The following is a 17,062-nucleotide window of genomic DNA, read 5'->3' as shown; positions in this document are numbered from 1 at the left end:
GCCGTGTCCGTCGGCGCCCGAGACCCCGACGGACAGTGACGGGTGGCCGCTCCGTGATCGGACGGATCTTCGAGTCGTCCCGGGAGGCCGACCGGTCCCACCGGCCCGCGCCTCCAGGTCGCCCGTCGCGGTCGGTCCGGGGCGGCGGCCCGGGCAGGTCCGGGGCGATGACGATGTTCCGCTCGTCGATGGTAGTGGTGAAGTGGAGCTTCCTGTACGGGAGTTCGCCCTTTGCGGCTCTTCGTCAGGCAGACGGCAGTGCTGTCTCGGATCTGGCTGTCGTCCCGGCAACGCGATGCAGGGGAAGCGTGGACGCGACGACGAACGCTCCGAACAGCGTGAGAGGTAGCAGCCGCAGCAGCTGCGAAGGATCGTCGCGAAGCCAGTGCCAGTTGCCCCACCAGTTGCCGCACAGGTCCAGCGCCATCACGGCGCCCGCCAGCCAGACCCCTTCTAGCCGCACGAGTCCCACCAGCACGACCACCAGCGGATCGAGCACGACGAGGCTCAGGAAGAACATCCGCAAGGACACTTGGGGGAACATCGCGTAGGCGTGGGTACCGTCACGGACCACATCGATGACGTGGGTGCGAGTCCCTACGAGAAACCCGGTCACGTACACCACTAGGGTCCACCTCGCCCACGCCGGCTGTGCACCCCATCGTTTCCGCAACTCGACCCCCACCAGGCCAGCCTAGACACGCCCCTGCAATGTCGAGGCAGAGATTTGCGCAAGAACTCGCGTGCCGCAACGACCGTTTCTGGGAGGAGGTTCCCGACTCTGAGGCCGGCAGCGTGATGCGCCGGCTCAGCCGGTCCGAATCGGCTCAGCTCCCTGTGCCGAGCCCAGGGCGGGGATTCCCATCGGGTCGAGGCGGTCCGGTGACCTCCACGTGGGCCGGACGCAGCAGGTGGTCACCGACTCGGTACCCGAGGCGGAGGACCTGCGAGCAGGTGAGCCGATCGGCGTCCGAGGAGACATGATGGGCCACTGCGTCGTGGAAGGCAGGGTCGAACGCGTCGCCCTTCTCGCCGAACGACTGGAGGCCCAGCGCGCCGAGTTGGGTACGCAGGGCGTCGGTGACGTCGTTCGGACCCGGCGTGATCGGTTCGTGCACACACATGCGGTCCACGGCATCGAGCACGGGAAGCAGCGCGCGAAGGACGTTGGCGACGGCGATCTCCCGCACGGCCATGCGATCCCGCCGTACTTGCTTGCGGTAGTTGTCGTACTCCGCCTTCACCCGCTGCAGGTCGGCCGTGCGCTCCTCGAGCAGGCGCCGCAGTGCCGGCTCTGTGATCTCCAGGCGCTCCTTGTTCATGGTCAGCCCGCCTCGGGTTTGTCGTCGTCGACGATCTCGGCGTCGACGACGTCGTCGTCAGCGGCCTTCTGCCCGTCGCCCGGGGTGCCGGCCTCGGGACCGCCGGCGGCCTGCGCGCCCTGGGCGTATATGGCCTGGCCCAGTTTCTGCGAGACGGCGGCGGCCTTCTCGGTGGCGGTGCGGATCTCGGCGGTGTCCTCGCCCTTGAGCTTCTCCTTCAGCTCGGTGAGCGACTCCTCGACCTCGGTCTTGACCTCGCCGGGGACCTTGTCCTCGTTGTCCTTGAGGAACTTCTCCGTCTGGTAGACGAGCTGCTCGCCCTGGTTGCGCGTCTCGGCGGCCTCGCGGCGTCGGTGGTCTTCCTCGGCGTGCTTTTCTGCTTCGTGGACCATGCGGTTGATGTCGTCCTTCGGCAGGGCGGAGCCGCCGGTGACGGTCATCTTCTGCTCCTTGCCCGTGCCCAGGTCCTTCGCGGTCACGTGCATGATGCCGTTGGCGTCGATGTCGAAGGCGACCTCGATCTGCGGGACACCACGCGGGGCCGGCGGCAGACCGGTGAGCTCGAACATCCCGAGCTTCTTGTTGTACGCCGCGATCTCGCGCTCGCCCTGGAAGACCTGGATCTGCACGGACGGCTGGTTGTCCTCGGCCGTCGTGAAGATCTCGGAACGCTTGGTCGGGATCGTGGTGTTGCGCTCGATGAGCTTCGTCATGATCCCTCCCTTGGTCTCGATACCGAGGGACAGCGGGGTCACGTCGAGGAGCAGGACGTCCTTGACCTCACCCTTGAGGACACCGGCCTGCAGAGTGGCACCGATGGCGACGACCTCGTCCGGGTTCACACCCTTGTTCGGGTCCTTTCCGGAGAGTTCGCGGACGAGCTCGCTCACGGCCGGCATACGCGTCGAGCCGCCCACGAGGATCACGTGGTTGATGTCCGACATCTTGATGCCGGCATCCTTGATCGCATTGTGGAACGGCGTCTTGCAGCGCTCCAGCAGATCGGACGTGAGCTGCTGGAACTGGGCGCGCGTGAGCTTCTCGTCCAGGTGCAGCGGGCCCTCGGCGGACGCCGTGATGTAGGGCAGGTTGATGGTCGCCTCGGAGGACGAGGACAGCTCGATCTTCGCCTTCTCGGCGGTCTCCCGCAGGCGCTGCACCGCCATCTTGTCCTTGGACAGATCGACGCCGTGGCCGTTCTTGAACTGCTGGACCAGGTGATCCACGATGCGCTGGTCCCAGTCGTCACCGCCGAGGTTGGTGTCGCCGTTGGTGGACTTCACCTCGATGACGCCCTCGCCCATCTCGAGGATCGAGACGTCGAAGGTGCCGCCACCCAGGTCGAAGACCAGCACCGTCTGGTCGTTCTCCTTGTCCAGTCCGTACGCCAGTGCCGCGGCTGTCGGCTCGTTGACGATGCGCAGGACGTTCAGACCGGCGATCTCGCCCGCTTCCTTGGTCGCCTGCCTCTGCGTGTCGTCGAAGTACGCCGGCACGGTGACGACGGCGTCGGTGACGTCCTCACCGAGGTAGGACTCGGCGTCTCGCTTGAGCTTCTGCAGCACGCGCGCGGAGATCTCCTGAGCGTTGTACCGCTTGCCGTCGATGTCTGCGTCTTCAGGGAACCGCCAGCCGTGGTCTCCCATGTGCCGTTTCACGGAGCGCGCGGTGCGTTCCACATTCGTCACGGCCTGTCGTTTGGCCACCTCGCCTACGAGCACCTCACCGCTCTTGGTGAAGGCCACGACCGACGGGGTGGTCCTGGCCCCTTCCGTGTTGGTGATCACGGTGGGCTCACCGCCCTCGAGGACCGAGACCACCGAGTTCGTCGTGCCGAGATCGATACCGACCGAGCGCGCCATCTGCCTCTCCCTCCTGCGTCGTGGTTGCCGGCGTCCCGTCACACTCCGTTCTCACCGGGCCTGCCCGTTCGCAGCAGGAACCCGAGTGTGTGCATACCGCCTGTTTTATGTCTTTAGTACCCATGGCTCGGTGAGCCACACGGCCTGAGCGGCTGAGACGGGCACAGGCCCCGACGTCGCCTTGCCGACCGACGTAGCACTGCTTGCGCCTCGGGAGGTCAGCCGTGACTGGGGTGCGAACCCGCGTCAGCGGCCCGGGGCACATCGGCGGGAACGGTGGGACTACCCGGGGCTATGGCTGGTTCACGTGCTGTCGGATGCTGGAGACGTCCGCCGCTCCTCGCACAGTGAGTAACCTGAGCCGTCGGGCACTATGCACGTGTACCGCACGCGGATCAGGTACGGGCGATGAGTACCAGCCGGTCGTACGCCAGGTCGGACCGGCTCGCGGCCTCGACGGAGATGTCGACGCCGTCAAGATGGTTTTTGAGAGCGCTGTAGCAGGCAGAGTATGCCGCTTCTTGCTCGGGGCTGGTGCCTTGGGGGGACCAGTGGATCAGCACGATCGCCTCTCTTCGGCTGCCGTCCTGGTCGGCGAAGCAGAGTTCATGGGCCACGAAGCGTGGATCGGACGGCAACGCTTTGAGGAGTTCGTCGTGGGTCAGGTTTCCCTCGAAATCAAGGGCGAGGGTGTTCAGACCGTCGTTGAGCCGGTACAGGACGGTGGTGACGTGCCGACTGATTTTGAGCTTGTTGAAGGCGTCTATACAGCTGTCTTCGACTGCGATGGTGCTGGTCACGACGACACCTTCCGATCTGGAGTGGGCGTTCGGCGAACGCAACGAACCCTTGACCGGGAGGTCGTGGATCAGGGGTTGTGCGGCAGTCCATAGGTCCAGGATAGGTGGCACTGTTACGCCTCCGAGAGCTGACGGGCGCATGCTGCGAGGGGCGACGAGTCTCCCCGCTTGGTCATGCAGCGGAGACATATTCATGTGCCCGGGCTCTGGGCAGCCGGGCGGGCAAACGGCTTCCCTGATGGTGGCCACGGGTGCGGTTTCCGTCTGCGGTTGCGCCGTGTTGACTGCCGTCATGAGCGCTTGGTGAGCGGTCGCTCAAGGCCGGGGCGGGGCAAGCAGGGCGCGTACGCCCTTACTGGTGAGGATCACGCCGTCGTGGTGGCCAGGGTCGATGAGCAGTGCCAGGTCTTCGTCGGCGGGCCAGTTGGCTGCCAGCAGCCCTAGTTGTATCTGGTGACTCACGAGAATGTCGGGCAGTGCCTGGCCCATCCGCTCTGCCGATGTGAAGACGGGGACGGCCCGGAGGCGTGGTGGATCGTCGATCACGGGAAGCGTCAGTCCGCCGTCTTCCGAGTGGTCGTGAGTGTCGAGTTCGGTAGGTTCAGGAACGAGAATGTCGCACGCGGCCAGTGTGTCCAGCGCGGCCACGTCGTCGGGTGCTCGGTGGAGGTCGCGTAGGGCGTCCTGGGCGGCGGCCGCGAACAGTTCCTCGGGGATGTTGTTGTCACACATCGTTTGTCCCCTCGTGGCTCCGAGTGGGCCGCCCGGCGTGGGTTCGCCGGGTGGGGGTCTGCCGTCTCCGCTCTCCGGTACCCAGGAGTGATCCAACTATGCGGCGGGGAGGTCGGGCTGTCGCGCCTGGGATGGGGGAGTGGGGTGTGCTCTTCGGCGCTGGTGAGGCAGTCGGCCTGCTGGACTGCAACGGGGGAAGTGCGCCGCCGGGGACAGGATCGTCCTGACCCGTCTTCGGAGTGACCGGATCCGGGGCTCGAGTTCGGGCGGCGGTGCATACAACGGGCCGGTCATTCCCGTTCACCGTCGTTCGCCTCCCATGTGGGCGCGTCCGGCGCCTCGGCGACCTGCCGCAGCGTTCGGCCGCTGCGAACCGACCGGGCCCGCCGTGGATCGGGGGTGCCGGCGCTGCTCCCGTGTCCGTGACCGGTATGAACGAGAAGCCATGTCGGCCTTTTGGCGACCGCGCCGCTCGCTTCCTCGCGGCCGTGGAACCGGGTGAGTGCGTACTGTCCATGCAGCTTCTTGCCGTGCAGCTCGAACGTCGCGTGGCCGTCCTCCAAGGCCTGCCCGAACGGCACCGGCCGGTTCCGCTTGTCATGGCTGGTCGGCCGGTACGTACCACGGTCCCAGACGATGACGGTTCCGCCGCCGTACTCGTCCGTTGGGATCACCCCCTCGAAATCCATGTAGTTCAAAGGGTGGTCCTCGGTGGGGATGGCGAGTCTCTTGTCCTGCGGGTCGGAGGAAGGCCCCTTCGGGACCGACCAGGACTTGAGTACTCCCTCGACCTCGAGGCGGAAGTCGAAGTGCATCGTGCTCGCTTCGTGGATCTGCACCACGAACGTGGGCTCCTCGCCCATGGCCGGTGACGCCTCGTCCTTCGTCGCGCGCTCGCCGCTCGGTTCGGGCGTCCGGTCGAAGTGCCGCTCCCCGCGATAGGTCCGCAGTTTGTCCTTCTCGCTCACGGCAGCTCCCTCCTTCGGGGCCGCGGGTCCGTTGCGGTCGAGTACCCGTGATCGTCTCGGACACGCGACGCTCGGGCCGTTACGGCCGCGCACCCCCGGCCACGAGGTCGGATCACACAGTGTGACTGTCCGGCGGGCGATCTTCCTTCGTCTCTCCTACGTTGGAGGAGCAGGCGTCACACAAGACGCCCCAGAGAACGAGGAGTTGTCATGGCAGGTAAGGCCGGCACGGACAAGACCAAGGGCAAGGCCAAGCAGATGACCGGCAAGGTCACCGGCGATCGCCGCAGTGAGGCCACGGGCAGGGCCGACCAGGCGAAGAGCAAGGCCAACGAGTCCCTGCACGAGGTCCACGACCGTGCCCGAGGCGCTGCTGAGCCCGTCAAGCACCGCCAGCACTGACCTTACGTGGATGGCCCCCACCATGCTGGTGGGGGCCATCCATGCGTGCGGCCGCGGCCGACTCCGCGCGTCACCGTCCGTGTCCGTCAGCCGTGAGGTGTGCCGGGAACTGAGGACTGGATCTCGGCGCCCCGCACGGAGGCGACGGCGAGGACGTCGAGGACGAAAGTGTCGAAGACGAGACCTGGACACCGCAGCTCTGGGTACTGGGTCGCCGAACGGCAGACCCGGCACGAGTTTCCGGGCCGATGGAGGAGAGGGTTTCGCCGGCGTAGCGACACCCGGGTCAGAACTTGATCTCATCGGCGACCACGATGTCGGCGCCCATGTTCCGCTCCATCATCCGCAGAGCGGCATCCGCCAGATCCTCATGGATGTGGGCGACCGCGTCACGGGGCACCGTCACCTCGAGGTGACGGATGTGGGCGTCCAGGGCCGAATAGAGGATGCACTGCTCCGTGACCTGGCCGCACAGCACGACACGCTCGATTTCTTGCTGTCGAAGGAGATAGCTGAGCGGTGTCTCGAAGAAGATGGAATGCCGTGCCTTGACGACGAAGAGGGAATCCTTGTCCGGGCTGAGGGGGCGGACGAGATCTGCGTGCGGGCCTGAGAGTGCGGTCTCCAGGAGCTCGCCGTGATGGGATCTCCACTGGCCGAAGTTGTCGTTCGCGTAGATGACCGGAACGCCGCTCTCGCGGGCACGTTCGAGCAGCCGCACGATGGCCGGGAGCGCGGCCTCCGCAGCGGGCAGCAACAGGTGGGCGTCATCGTGTTCGTATGTGTTGATCATGTCGATGACGACGACCGCGGTCTTTCCCATGCCTTTCCCCTTGCGTGCCGTGCTTCGGCGGCACCTCTCCCACAGTTCCCCCGAGACAGGTGACTCAGGTCCACAGCTGCGACAGCACCTTGGTGCGGTAGAAGCCGAAGAAATGCATCCGTGGGAAATGGTGCGGCACTGCTGTGGCCATGGCACGGGTGCCCACGGGGACAAGAACGACACGTCGGGCTCCTGAGGTGGCTGTGGTGGTGCCACGTCCAAGGGCAACTCGTACGCCTCTCGGCGGATTGTCGCATTACTCAGGGACAGGGAGAGTAGTGGTGTCATTTGTCGCCGATTGTCCTGGAGGCACCGTTGAGGCCACACCCCTATGAGCAGCGACGCGATGAGCCTGCGGCCGAAGGTCCTGAGGAACCCGTGCTGGACCCGGAGAGCGAAGCCTGTCGGCCGCAGCCGGGGGTCTTCGACGTGGTGATCGACCAAGCGGCCGGCGTGCTCATCGCCGTAGGGCGGATGACGTCGGCGGAAGCCTGGGACGTCCTGCGGGAGACGTCCATGCGCACAGACATCAAGCTCCGTAACGTTGCCGAGCTGCTGGTCGAGTGGGGCCGCTCGGGCGCATTGTGCGCCGACATCCGCACCGAACTGAATCGCCAGCTCGCCCAGCGCGGGCGAGCGCCGAGGATCTGATCAGGCGCAAAGGCAGCGCCGCTGCTCGGGGCCGAGTGGTCGGAGGCCCTCGGTTCTCCGGCTCCGGCACGAAAAGAACGGCGTTATGGGCCATGGCGGTCGGGTACTCGGCCGCCATGGACCGTTTGGAGCGGCTCACACACGACAATGCCCGGCCAGGCGAGCCATGATCCGGCTCCCGAGGGCCGTCGTCGTGACCGGAGCGAGCGTCGGCATGGGTCGGGCCACGGCCGTGGCCACCCTCGGAGACCGGGCCGCTGTGGCCCGGGGCAGTGCCGGACTGGCCGGCGCGGTGGACGAGGTGCGGCATGCGGGCGGCGAAGGGTTGATCCTCCCCGTCGACGTGACCGACCCCAAGGCCATCGATCGAGCTGACCAACCGGTGGTCGACGCGTTCGCCCGGATCGACGTCTGGGTCAACAACGCGTTTGCCGGAGTCGTCGCCCCCTTCCCGCAGGCCACGCCCGACGAATGCCGACGAGTCACCGAAGTGACCGGCCTTTGCTGCGTGTTCGGTACAAGAGCAGCATTGAGCCACATGCTCCTCAACAACCGTGGGACGAACGCGCAGGTCGGACCCGCGCTCGCATACCGCGGGATCCCTCTGCCGTCCGCGTACTGCGGGGCCAAGCACGCCATCCAGGGTCGCAACGCATTCCTGAGATGCGAGCTGTTGCACGAGGGCACCCGGGCGCGGACGACGATGATGCAAGTGTCTGTCGTCAACACACTCCAATTCGCCCGGGTGTTGAGTCATGTGCCGGGGCGGGCCCGCCCCGGCACCCCGGTCCATGAACCGGACCTGGCCGCCCGCGCCATGGATCACGCCGCTGCTCACCCCCGGAGGCTCGCGGTCTGGATCGGTGGGTCCACGGTGGCCCCGCCGGTCGGCAACGCACTGGTTCCCGGTCTGCTCAACCGTTACCTCGCCTATGGAGACGACGCCCAGCTCGATGAAAGTGAGCACGCCGGGACCGGCACCCTCTGGAGCCCCGCCGACACACCCCGGGGAGGGGACTTCTGGGCGCCCGGGCCCTTCGACGTGGAGTCCCGGCCGGGCGGTGCGCAGGGAATGGATGTCCCGCAACCGAGCATGGGCCGGCCAGGCCGCCTTCATCGTCTGTGGGGCAGTGCTCTTCGCACGCAAGATGTCCCACAGCGCGGGAGGTTTCAGCTCGGGCCGTCCCGCGGTGTTTGGCCGCTCCGGGCAGGGGGGCGCGGAAAGCCCGCATGAGCGACCACATCGGAGGTAAGGAGCGACATGAACACCCGTCAACTCACCGAACTCGCCCAGCAGCTGCGCGTCGACAGTGTTCGCGCGTCCGCCGCTGCCGGCTCCGGGCACCCCACCTCCTCGATGTCGGCCGCCGACCTGATGGCCGTTCTGTTGGCCCGTCACATGCGTTACGACTTCGACCGCCCCGCACATCCGGGCAATGACCGGTTCGTGCTCTCGAAGGGGCATGCCTCACCGCTGCTGTACGCCGCGTACAAGGCCGTCGGCGCGATCAACGACACCGAGCTGCTCACCTTCCGCAGGCTCGACAGCCGGCTAGAGGGCCATCCGACTCCCCGGCGGCTGCCGTGGGTCGAGACGGCCACCGGCTCCCTCGGCCAGGGGCTGCCCGTCGGCGTCGGCATCGCGCTGGCCGGCAAACGGCTCGACCACACGGAATACCGCGTCTGGGTGTTGTGCGGCGACAGCGAGCTCGCCGAGGGCTCCGTGTGGGAGGCCGCTGAGCACGCCGGGTACGAGCACCTGGACAATCTCACCGCGATCGTCGACGTCAACCGTCTGGGCCAGCGCGGCCCGACCCGGCACGGACACGACCTGGGGGCCTACGCACGCCGTTTCCAGGCCTTCGGCTGGCACACCGTCGAGGTCGACGGGCACGACGTCGACGCGGTCGACCGGGCATACGACGAGGCGCAGTCCACCTCCGGGCAGCCGACCGCGATCCTCGCCCGCACCCTCAAGGGCAAGGGCGTGGCCTCCGTCGAGGACCGCGAGGGTCTGCACGGCAAGCCGCTGCCGGACGCCGAGGAAGCGATCGCCGAACTCGGCGGTCTACGTGATGTGCGAGTCGAGGTGCCTCATCCGCCGGCCGCGCGGCGGCTGCATCCCGTGGGATCGGGGCATGCCGAGCTTCCCCGTTACGACATCGGCGACGATGTCGCCACCCGCGACGCCTACGGGCGGGCGCTCGCCGCTGTCGGAACCGCCCGTGGCGACGTCGTCGCCGTGGACGGCGAGGTGGGTGACTCGACGCGCTCCGAGTTCTTCGCCAAGGAGCACCCAGACCGCTTCTTCGAGTGCTACATCGCTGAGCAGCAGCTGGTGGCCACGTCCGTCGGGATGGCGACGCGCGGTTGGGTGCCGTACGCCTGCACGTTCGCCGCGTTCCTCACTCGCGCGTACGACTTCGTGCGCATGGCCACGATCAGCGGAGCCGGGATCAATCTCGTCGGGTCGCACGCGGGCGTCGCCATCGGCCAGGACGGGCCCTCACAGATGGGGCTCGAGGACCTGGCGATGTTCCGGGCGATGTACGGCTCAACGGTGCTCTACCCCTGCGATGCCAACCAGACGGCCAAACTCGTCGCGCAGATGGCCGACCTCGACGGCATCCGCTATCTGCGTACCACGCGGGGAGAGACCCCCGTCATCTACAGCCCTACCGAGGAATTCCCGATCGGCGGAAGCAAGGTGCTGCGCGCTTCCGGCCAGGACCGGCTCACCGTGGTCGCGGCCGGTGTCACCCTCCATGAGGCCCTGAAGGCGGCCGAGTTGCTCGACGGCGAGGGCGTCCAGGTCCGCGTGATTGACCTCTACTCGGTCAAGCCCGTCGATCGCCGCACCCTGCGCGAGGCGGCCGAAAGCACCGGCTGCCTCCTGACAGTGGAGGACCACCGCGAGGAGGGCGGCATCGGGGACGCGGTGCTCGACGCGTTTGCCGACGGCCGCCCCGTCCCGCGTCTGGTGCGACTGGCTGTCCGGACGATGCCCGGTTCGGCGAGCCCCGCGGAGCAACTGCACGCAGCCGGTATCGATGCCGAGTCGATCGCGGCGGCGGCGCGGCTGCTGGTCGAGACGGCCGTCGTGCGCTGACCGGAGGACACCGACATGACCAGCGCCGACACGGTCCGCGCGGGCCGCCGCACCCTCGGCATCCACCGCGGCTGTATCGGCAGGGAGACCAACCCGAAGGTCAGGGTGCCGCCCCACACTGCACGTGCCATGGCGTTCGCCACCTCCTCACTCCTTCCACGGCACCCCTCCATTCCGCCGTTCGCATGTCGGCGAACACGGGCCGGCGCAGTTGGCGTTCGAGGCGGCCGTCGGCGATGAAGGACGCGCCGTGCGCACGCGGTCCACACACCAGCCGTCGGCTCGCCGAGACACCCTAGCCAAGGCCCGCGCTATGGGCTGAGCCATCACGCTGAGGAGTAGCGGAGCTATGACCAGCAACGCGAGGAACAGGAAAGTGATGCGGGAACTGCTCCGACGGCACGGGCAGACCTATGCCGCGGAGGCCCACATCCGCTTGAAGGACACCCCTCAGCCGCTGTACCGGACACTCGTGCTCGCGCATCTGCTCAGCGCTCGGATCCGCGCCTCTGCTGCGGTCTCGACGTCACGGTCGCTGTACGAGGCGGGCTTGAGGGATCCGAAACGGATGACCGAGGCCACCTGGCAGCAGCGCGTCGATGCGCTCGGGCGCGGTGGGTATCGCCGTTATGACGAAAGCACGGCTACCCAGCTGGGTGATGGTGGCCAGATCCTGATCGATCGCTGGGGCGGAGATCTGCGCAGGATGCGCGCGCAGGCGGACGGCGATGCGGACGAACTGCGGACGCTGCTACGGGAGCTGCCCGGGATCGGGCGCGTCGGAACGGACATCTTCCTCCGTGAAGTCCAGGACGTATGGCCGGAGTTCGGCCCTTTCGTGGACTCCAAGGCGCGCCAGGGCGCCGAGCGTCTCGGGCTGCCGCAGGAGACCTCAGAGCTGGTCCGTATCGCCGATGACGCGGCGACGAACGCGGCAATGGCCTCGGCGCTGGTGCGGGCGGCCCTGGACAAGGACGTCGTGGCGGACTGCTTGGACGACGCCGCCTGAGAGAAGCCCGGAAGTCATGCCGTCGATCCATGCCGGCCTTTGCCTGCATCCATGCGTGTTCCCATCCCCTGTCTGAGGCGGCCCGCTGGGTCGTGAGGCCGCAGCCTGCGGCTCTCCCGCGGAGGCAGAGAGGGCGGGGTCACGGTCACGAAGAACTCGGGGCCCGATCGTCCGACGCTGAAACCCGACCAGATTCTCCGCGCGCCGATGTGCCGGACCGGTTGTGCTTTGTTTCAAGCTGCCTGGGTGTCCGCGTCCTGGTCTACGTGCTACGTCACGGGTGGCTTCCTCGCGTACGCGGCGGCAACTCGTCTGGATGAGACGAGAGACGTGCATCTGCGAGATCCCGAAGTGTTCCGCGATCCGGCCCTGCGTCATGTCCTCGAAGAACCGGAGGTAGAGGATGGTGCGTTCCCGTTCGGGGAGGTGTTCCAGGCCGGCCTTGGCGGCTTCGCGGTCGGTGATCACGTCGTACGACCCGTCGGGCGCGCCGAGCGCGTCCGCGAGGCTGAAGCCGTCGTCGCCTGAGGACAGGCGCCCCGCATCCAGGGACAGGGCGCTGAAGCCGTCGAGGGCCTGGAGACCGTCGCGGACCTCGTCCTCGGTCAGGCGCGTATGGGTGGCGATGGCGGCCACGCTGGGTTCCGCGCCGGCTCCGGGCTGCTGGACGAGGTCGCGGCGGGCGAGCCGGACCTTGTTACGTAGGTCCTGCACACTGAATGCGAGGATCACAGGCCGCCGGACCCGGGCCCGGTCGAACATTCCCCACCCTTCTTCGCCCGAGTCGACCTCGGCGTGCACGTGGCATCCGCCGGCGAGCTGTTCCTCGGCCGTCAGCCCGAAGCACCGCGCCATTCAGCGGCAGCGGCCACCCGTGCTGATCGTGGAGCACACAGGGACGGGCGACGTGGCGAGCGCCACCACCGCCGCGCCCATGTGTTCGGCATGGTGGGCGGCGTCCGCTGTGGCGTCCGCCTGGTGGTGGACGGTCGCATGGGTCACTTCGTCCATGCAGCTGTGGGCGAGGTCGCGAACTCCCTTTGTCCGCAACACAGTTCCGCCGGGAATTCTGGTGTCGCCCCGCAGCCGGGCGCGCCCAGGGCGCCCTTCAGGATCCACCAGCATCGACCTGCCCGGCCCGGTCGGCCACGAGAGCTGCGCGGCCGGCGGGAGGCCGATCGGGCCTACGCCTACGGTGCCGCGCCGCTCCTGAACCCGGCCGGTGTCACATCGCCGGTGTCGGGCGTACGAGCCTGCGTGGGACGGTCAGTTCGGGTCCGTGCGCACGGGCTGTTGGGGCGGCCACGAGGGGATCGGTGACCGCTGAGCCCGCGAACGCCGGGACCGGTACCTCGCGTGGCATCTCGAGTGCCTCGTTGAGGGTGGGCGCGGGGCCGACGGGGAGCAGCGGGGCGCGCTCGCCGAGACGGGCCCGGCGGGAGAACCAGATGATCTTTCCCGTGGGCGTGGGGCAGCCGCCCCAGCCGTCGCTCAGCGCGGCGATCTCCGCGAGGCAGCCTTCCGGGGCGTAGTGCGGGCCCGGCAGGTCGCGCTCGTGGTCGGACACCGCGGTGATCAGGTGCTGTCCGTTCCACCACATCTCGACGTCGGTGTTCTTGTCCGTGGCGTGCTCGTCGATCGTGTGGAGCAGCACCTCGACACCGCGGCAGACGGGGTCGACGAGAATGTCCAGCTTCCAGTACCGGAGGTGGGCGGCCAGGATGCGCCTGACCTGTGAGACACGTTCCGAGCTGACCTCGACGTCGAGGTGGTAGTAGCAGGGCACTGCGGTATTCATCTTCTTCGGCTCCTCACCGGCGAAGCTCCCGCTCGTCGCTCGCCCCCTGTGGGCCGTACCCCGAACACGTAGCGTGAGCGCTGATCGCTCCTGAGTCAGCCTCAGGATGAGAGTGCTACTCCATTCGTGCAACACGAGGAGCCGGTCACGGCATCTTTGACTGTCTACGGGACAGCGCGGAGAGGGAAATGCGCCAGGGGCGGAGGTCCGATCGGCGCAGGCAAGTTGGTCACAGCGCGTATCGCCATGCCTCAGTCCATCAGCGGCTCTGGGGCGGACACCGAGGATGCGGTCTCTCACCTTTCTCGGCCTGCCGGCACTTGAGAGACCAGCTTCCTCGGCCTACCGGCGCTTGAGAGACGGCGCGGCGGTCGCTCAGCCCGACGTGTCACCCACGGGGGCCGGTCCGCCGCCGCTGCCAGGAGTGTGTCCGTCGCTCTTCTCCGTCTGGGAGAGGGGCCTCGCGATGTCCTCCAAGGAACGCCGCTCGGCGTTGACCGCGAGGAAGGCCGCGACGATGCCTGCCGCGCACATGAGGCCGGCCCCGATGCTGAAGGCGAGGGCCGTATCGCCGGGGACGCCGGACTCGGTGAGGTCGGCGAAGATGAGCGGGCCGCTGATTCCGCCGACCGCCGTACCGATCGCATAGAAGAACGCGATGGCCATGGCCCTGGTCTCCATCGGGAAGACCTCGGAGACCGTGAGGTAGGCGCTGCTCGCTCCCGCCGAGGCGAAGAACAGCACGACGCACCAGCACGCCGTGAGGGTGTTGGCTGTGAGCGACCCCCGGTCGAAGAGCCAGGCCGTGATGAACAGCAGAATGCCTGGCACGATGTACGTGCCGGCGATCATGATGCGCCGCCCGACAGTGTCGAACAGCTTGCCGAGCACGAGCGGGCCGACGAAGTTTCCGGCCGCGATCACCGCGAAGTAGTAGCCGGTGTGGCCGCTCTCGACGTCGAAGAACTTGGTAAGGATGGCGCCGAAGCCGAAGGTGATCGCGTTGTAGAGGAAGGCCTGCCCGATGAAGAGGGACAGCCCGAGCACCGCGCGCTTGGGATAGCTGTGGAAGACGGTCTTCGCGATGAGCCCGAAGCCGATGCTCTTGCGCTCGTGGATCGTGATCTCGCCTGCTGGCGGCGCCAGTTCCTCGTGCTTGTCCTCCTCGATCTCCCGCTCGACGGAATCGACGAGCTTGTCGGCGTCCTCGCGGTGCCCATGGATGAGCTGCCAACGCGGGCTTTCGGGCACGTGCCGTCGTACGAGGAGGATCACCAGCCCCAGGACGACACCGAGAGCGAACGTGAGCCGCCAGCCGAGGTCTTTGGGGAAGTAGTCCGTGTTCAGCATGACGATCGACAGCAGCGCCCCGCCGATCGCGCCCAGCCAGTAACTGCCGTTGATGATGAGGTCGACCCGTCCCCGGTACTTCGAGGGGATCAGCTCGTCGATCGCCGAGTTGATGGCCGCGTACTCGCCGCCGATGCCGAAACCGGTGAGGAAGCGGAAGAGGAAGAACCACCACGCGCTGAAGGAGAGACCGGTCATCGCGGTCGCGCCGAGGTAGACCGCCAGCGTCACCATGAAGAGCTTCTTGCGGCCGAACCGGTCGGTGAGCCAGCCGAAGAACAGTGCACCCGAACAGGCACCTGCCACGTAGAGGGCCGCGGCAAGGCCCGTGACCTGCGTGGACGTGATGGCCAGCCCGGAGCCCTCCTCTGACAGCCGGCTCGCGATGTTGCCGACCGTCGTCACTTCGAGGCCGTCCAGAATCCACACGGTGCCCAGGCCGACGACGATCATCCAGTGCCAGCGCGACCACGGCAGGCGGTCCAGCCGGGCCGGGACGGCCGTGGTGATGACGCCGAAAGCGGAGGAACCCGGTGCCGCGGTCTTGTCGAGTGGAGCAGGGTGCCGGCCGCGGCCTTTGCCCGGGCCCCCGCCGCCGTCCGGTCCGATTCCACCACCTCCACCTCCCGAGCCCTGCTCCCTGGGTTCGGGCTCCTCCGACGCTGCGGGAGTCATCACGGCGGCTACCTCCTCGTCCGGGCGGGCGCACACTGCGGGCCGCAGGGAATCCAATATCCGCCAGGTGCCCGGGCGCTGCCGCGGCACACATGGCGACACTCATCCACACAAGCGTGCGCCGGAGCGCAAGAGGTGAGGGCGCGCCGTCACCCCTCCGGTTGGTTGGCGGAGCCACTCCAGGCGGCCGAGACCGCGCTCCTGTCGAACTGCTCCCTGGCGGGGGAGAGGCGGCCGGAGCGGATGCACCCATCCCGGCAAACGAACAGGCCCTCGGCAGTGCAGCTGTGAGATGGTGTGCGAATTTTCCGAACACGTTGCGAAGGGTTGACGCCCAACCCGGCCGGTGTCGGGTGGCATACCCGGCCAATTGGCTAGGTTCGATCTCGTAGACGTACGTGCGATGGCACGAGTCATCGGCGTGCGGCTGCAGGGGGGAAAGGGATAGTCAGTGAGCCCTGGCAGGGAGAACCAACTCGAAGGCATCGCACGGGGGTTCGTCACCTTGTCCGGCGGCGAACGCGACCGGTGCGACATCGTGCTCAGGTATTCCACCGATGACCCACTCGTCTGCCTGATCTCTGCCCGGCCTGGCCGTAGCAGCGCCTGCTGGGTCGTCTCGCGGGACCTGCTGTCTGCCGGCCTCACCGGCACAGCGGGCATGGGAGACATCACCGTGGAGCCCGTGGCCGAGCAGAACAAACCGCTCGGAGTCCTGCTGCGAGTTCGCAATGAGAGGGGCGAGGCCCGCATTCACATCGACCACCAGGCGCTGCTGCTCTACTTGGAGCGCAGCCACGCGATGATGCCGTTCGGTACCGAGGCTCAGTCGAGGGAGGTCGACGCGGAACTCGACCAGCTGCTCGACGAGGATCGGGATCCGCCTGCTGTCCCGTAACGGACAGGAGCGACACGGATGTAACACCAGATGAGATCCTCGACCACTGATCCCGTCGCGCGTCGCACATGTGCGCCTCCGGGCGAGTAAGGACACACGGCAGGTTCGTCAGCTTGCCGTGCGTGCAGCGACGTTGCCCTGACCTGCCCACGGAATGGGCCGCCCCCGAAGCGGCGCGGGTGAGCCGGAAAGGCATCCGGCGACCGCCTGGGCGACGGCTATGAGGAGATGGGAGCCGAGCGCCACCAGGACGGTCGGCCTGGGTTTGCGGTTCGCGGCTCTCGCATCACATGGTCGCTGCCTCAACTCGCGACGTGCACGGCCCCATTGGGCACCGGCAGGCCGAAGGTGCGGACAGTCGCACGCGGCCTGACGGTGCCCGGCTCACCTCCCGCCTCGTATCAGAGACGGCGATCTCGCTCTTCGTCGATGATCGGAGCGGACGATGGGACGACGACCCGCCTGCGTTTGGCGATGCTGGTGAAGGCCAGCACACCGATGACGCCGACGATCATCATGATCACGCCGATCACATCGAGATTGACGCTCTTCATGTGCCAGTCGGTGCCGAACGTGAGAATGGCGCCTGCCCCGATGAGCAGAATGCATCCGCCTAGGCCCATGAGATTCGCCTCCATTGTCGGATGGTGGTGGTCCAGTGCG

16 protein-coding genes and 2 pseudogenes are annotated in these 17,062 nt (G+C 67.5%); 6 read left to right on the top strand and 12 right to left on the bottom strand.

All coding sequences use genetic code 11. The features are described 5' to 3' along the window. Positions 1–244: 244 nt before the first annotated feature. The 6 genes from OHO83_RS01270 to OHO83_RS01245 all read right to left on the bottom strand — a co-directional run bounded on the left by OHO83_RS01270 (position 245) and on the right by OHO83_RS01245 (position 5,684). A complete protein-coding gene (locus tag OHO83_RS01270; protein WP_330278477.1) occupies positions 245–625 on the bottom strand; it encodes a hypothetical protein in 381 nt (126 codons plus the stop codon). A gap of 202 nt (positions 626–827) precedes the next feature. Then, the gene (gene grpE / locus OHO83_RS01265) at positions 828–1,322 is read right to left on the bottom strand and encodes a nucleotide exchange factor GrpE (protein ID WP_266679779.1); all 495 of its coding nucleotides are present in this window, start codon (positions 1,320–1,322) and stop codon (positions 828–830) included. Positions 1,323–1,324: 2 nt separating this feature from the next. Then, the gene (gene dnaK, locus OHO83_RS01260) at positions 1,325–3,184 is read right to left on the bottom strand and encodes a molecular chaperone DnaK (protein ID WP_266679781.1); all 1,860 of its coding nucleotides are present in this window, start codon (positions 3,182–3,184) and stop codon (positions 1,325–1,327) included. Positions 3,185–3,579: 395 nt separating this feature from the next. Further along, complete coding sequence (locus OHO83_RS01255) at positions 3,580–3,984, bottom strand: cofilin family protein (protein ID WP_266679783.1); 405 nt, start codon at positions 3,982–3,984, stop codon at positions 3,580–3,582. A 315-nt stretch (positions 3,985–4,299) separates the two neighbouring features. Beyond that, positions 4,300–4,716 carry an SseB family protein gene (locus tag OHO83_RS01250; protein WP_266679785.1) on the bottom strand — a complete coding sequence of 139 codons (417 nt, stop codon included), beginning with the start codon at positions 4,714–4,716 and terminating at the stop codon, positions 4,300–4,302. A gap of 290 nt (positions 4,717–5,006) precedes the next feature. After that, positions 5,007–5,684 (bottom strand): DNA polymerase ligase N-terminal domain-containing protein, encoded by a 678-nt coding sequence (locus OHO83_RS01245; protein ID WP_266679787.1) that lies wholly within the window; start codon positions 5,682–5,684, stop codon positions 5,007–5,009. 210 nt (positions 5,685–5,894) lie between these two features. Between OHO83_RS01245 and OHO83_RS01240 the strand changes: the two genes are divergently transcribed. After that, complete coding sequence (locus OHO83_RS01240; RefSeq protein WP_266679789.1) at positions 5,895–6,086, top strand: CsbD family protein; 192 nt, start codon at positions 5,895–5,897, stop codon at positions 6,084–6,086. A gap of 286 nt (positions 6,087–6,372) precedes the next feature. Here the strand turns inward: OHO83_RS01240 and OHO83_RS01235 are convergent, their stop codons facing one another. Continuing rightward, the gene (locus OHO83_RS01235) at positions 6,373–6,909 is read right to left on the bottom strand and encodes an isochorismatase family cysteine hydrolase (protein ID WP_330278476.1); all 537 of its coding nucleotides are present in this window, start codon (positions 6,907–6,909) and stop codon (positions 6,373–6,375) included. A 378-nt stretch (positions 6,910–7,287) separates the two neighbouring features. On the opposite strand from OHO83_RS01235, the gene OHO83_RS01230 reads away from it, so the two are divergent. The 4 genes and pseudogenes from OHO83_RS01230 to OHO83_RS01215 all read left to right on the top strand — a co-directional run bounded on the left by OHO83_RS01230 (position 7,288) and on the right by OHO83_RS01215 (position 11,678). Beyond that, positions 7,288–7,560 carry an ANTAR domain-containing protein gene (locus tag OHO83_RS01230; RefSeq protein ID WP_266679793.1) on the top strand — a complete coding sequence of 91 codons (273 nt, stop codon included), beginning with the start codon at positions 7,288–7,290 and terminating at the stop codon, positions 7,558–7,560. A 193-nt stretch (positions 7,561–7,753) separates the two neighbouring features. Then, entirely contained in the window at positions 7,754–8,794 is a 1,041-nt protein-coding gene (locus tag OHO83_RS01225; RefSeq protein WP_330278475.1) for an SDR family oxidoreductase, read from the top strand. Positions 8,795–8,812: 18 nt separating this feature from the next. Next, positions 8,813–10,669: pseudogene (locus OHO83_RS01220) on the top strand (transketolase); the annotation flags it as partial. Positions 10,670–11,018: 349 nt separating this feature from the next. After that, entirely contained in the window at positions 11,019–11,678 is a 660-nt protein-coding gene (locus OHO83_RS01215) for an endonuclease (protein ID WP_266679797.1), read from the top strand. Positions 11,679–11,921: 243 nt separating this feature from the next. Here the strand turns inward: OHO83_RS01215 and OHO83_RS01210 are convergent. The 4 genes and pseudogenes from OHO83_RS01210 to OHO83_RS01195 form a co-directional block, all read right to left on the bottom strand. After that, positions 11,922–12,392: pseudogene (locus OHO83_RS01210) on the bottom strand (sigma-70 family RNA polymerase sigma factor); the annotation flags it as partial. Positions 12,393–12,533: 141 nt separating this feature from the next. Continuing rightward, entirely contained in the window at positions 12,534–12,689 is a 156-nt protein-coding gene (locus tag OHO83_RS01205; protein WP_330278474.1) for a hypothetical protein, read from the bottom strand. A 214-nt stretch (positions 12,690–12,903) separates the two neighbouring features. After that, positions 12,904–13,476, bottom strand: coding sequence for a pep a2 (locus OHO83_RS01200; RefSeq protein WP_329431626.1), 573 nt, complete (start codon positions 13,474–13,476; stop codon positions 12,904–12,906). A 375-nt stretch (positions 13,477–13,851) separates the two neighbouring features. Then, positions 13,852–15,504: an MFS transporter gene (locus tag OHO83_RS01195; protein ID WP_389572749.1), complete on the bottom strand. Its 1,653-nt coding sequence runs from the start codon at positions 15,502–15,504 to the stop codon at positions 13,852–13,854. Between the two features lie 448 nt (positions 15,505–15,952). Here OHO83_RS01195 and OHO83_RS01190 point away from each other — a divergent pair, with 448 nt between their 5' ends. Next, positions 15,953–16,399: an SsgA family sporulation/cell division regulator gene (locus OHO83_RS01190; protein ID WP_330278473.1), complete on the top strand. Its 447-nt coding sequence runs from the start codon at positions 15,953–15,955 to the stop codon at positions 16,397–16,399. A gap of 401 nt (positions 16,400–16,800) precedes the next feature. Here the strand turns inward: OHO83_RS01190 and OHO83_RS01185 are convergent, their stop codons facing one another. Then, positions 16,801–17,022 carry a hypothetical protein gene (locus OHO83_RS01185; protein ID WP_266680296.1) on the bottom strand — a complete coding sequence of 74 codons (222 nt, stop codon included), beginning with the start codon at positions 17,020–17,022 and terminating at the stop codon, positions 16,801–16,803. Positions 17,023–17,062 lie beyond the last annotated feature (40 nt).

Source organism: Streptomyces sp. NBC_00569, from assembly GCF_036345255.1.
Classification (GTDB): domain Bacteria; phylum Actinomycetota; class Actinomycetes; order Streptomycetales; family Streptomycetaceae; genus Streptomyces.
The sequence above is the reverse complement of the archived record's forward strand: the minus strand, read 5'-3'. Positions and strand labels throughout refer to the sequence as shown.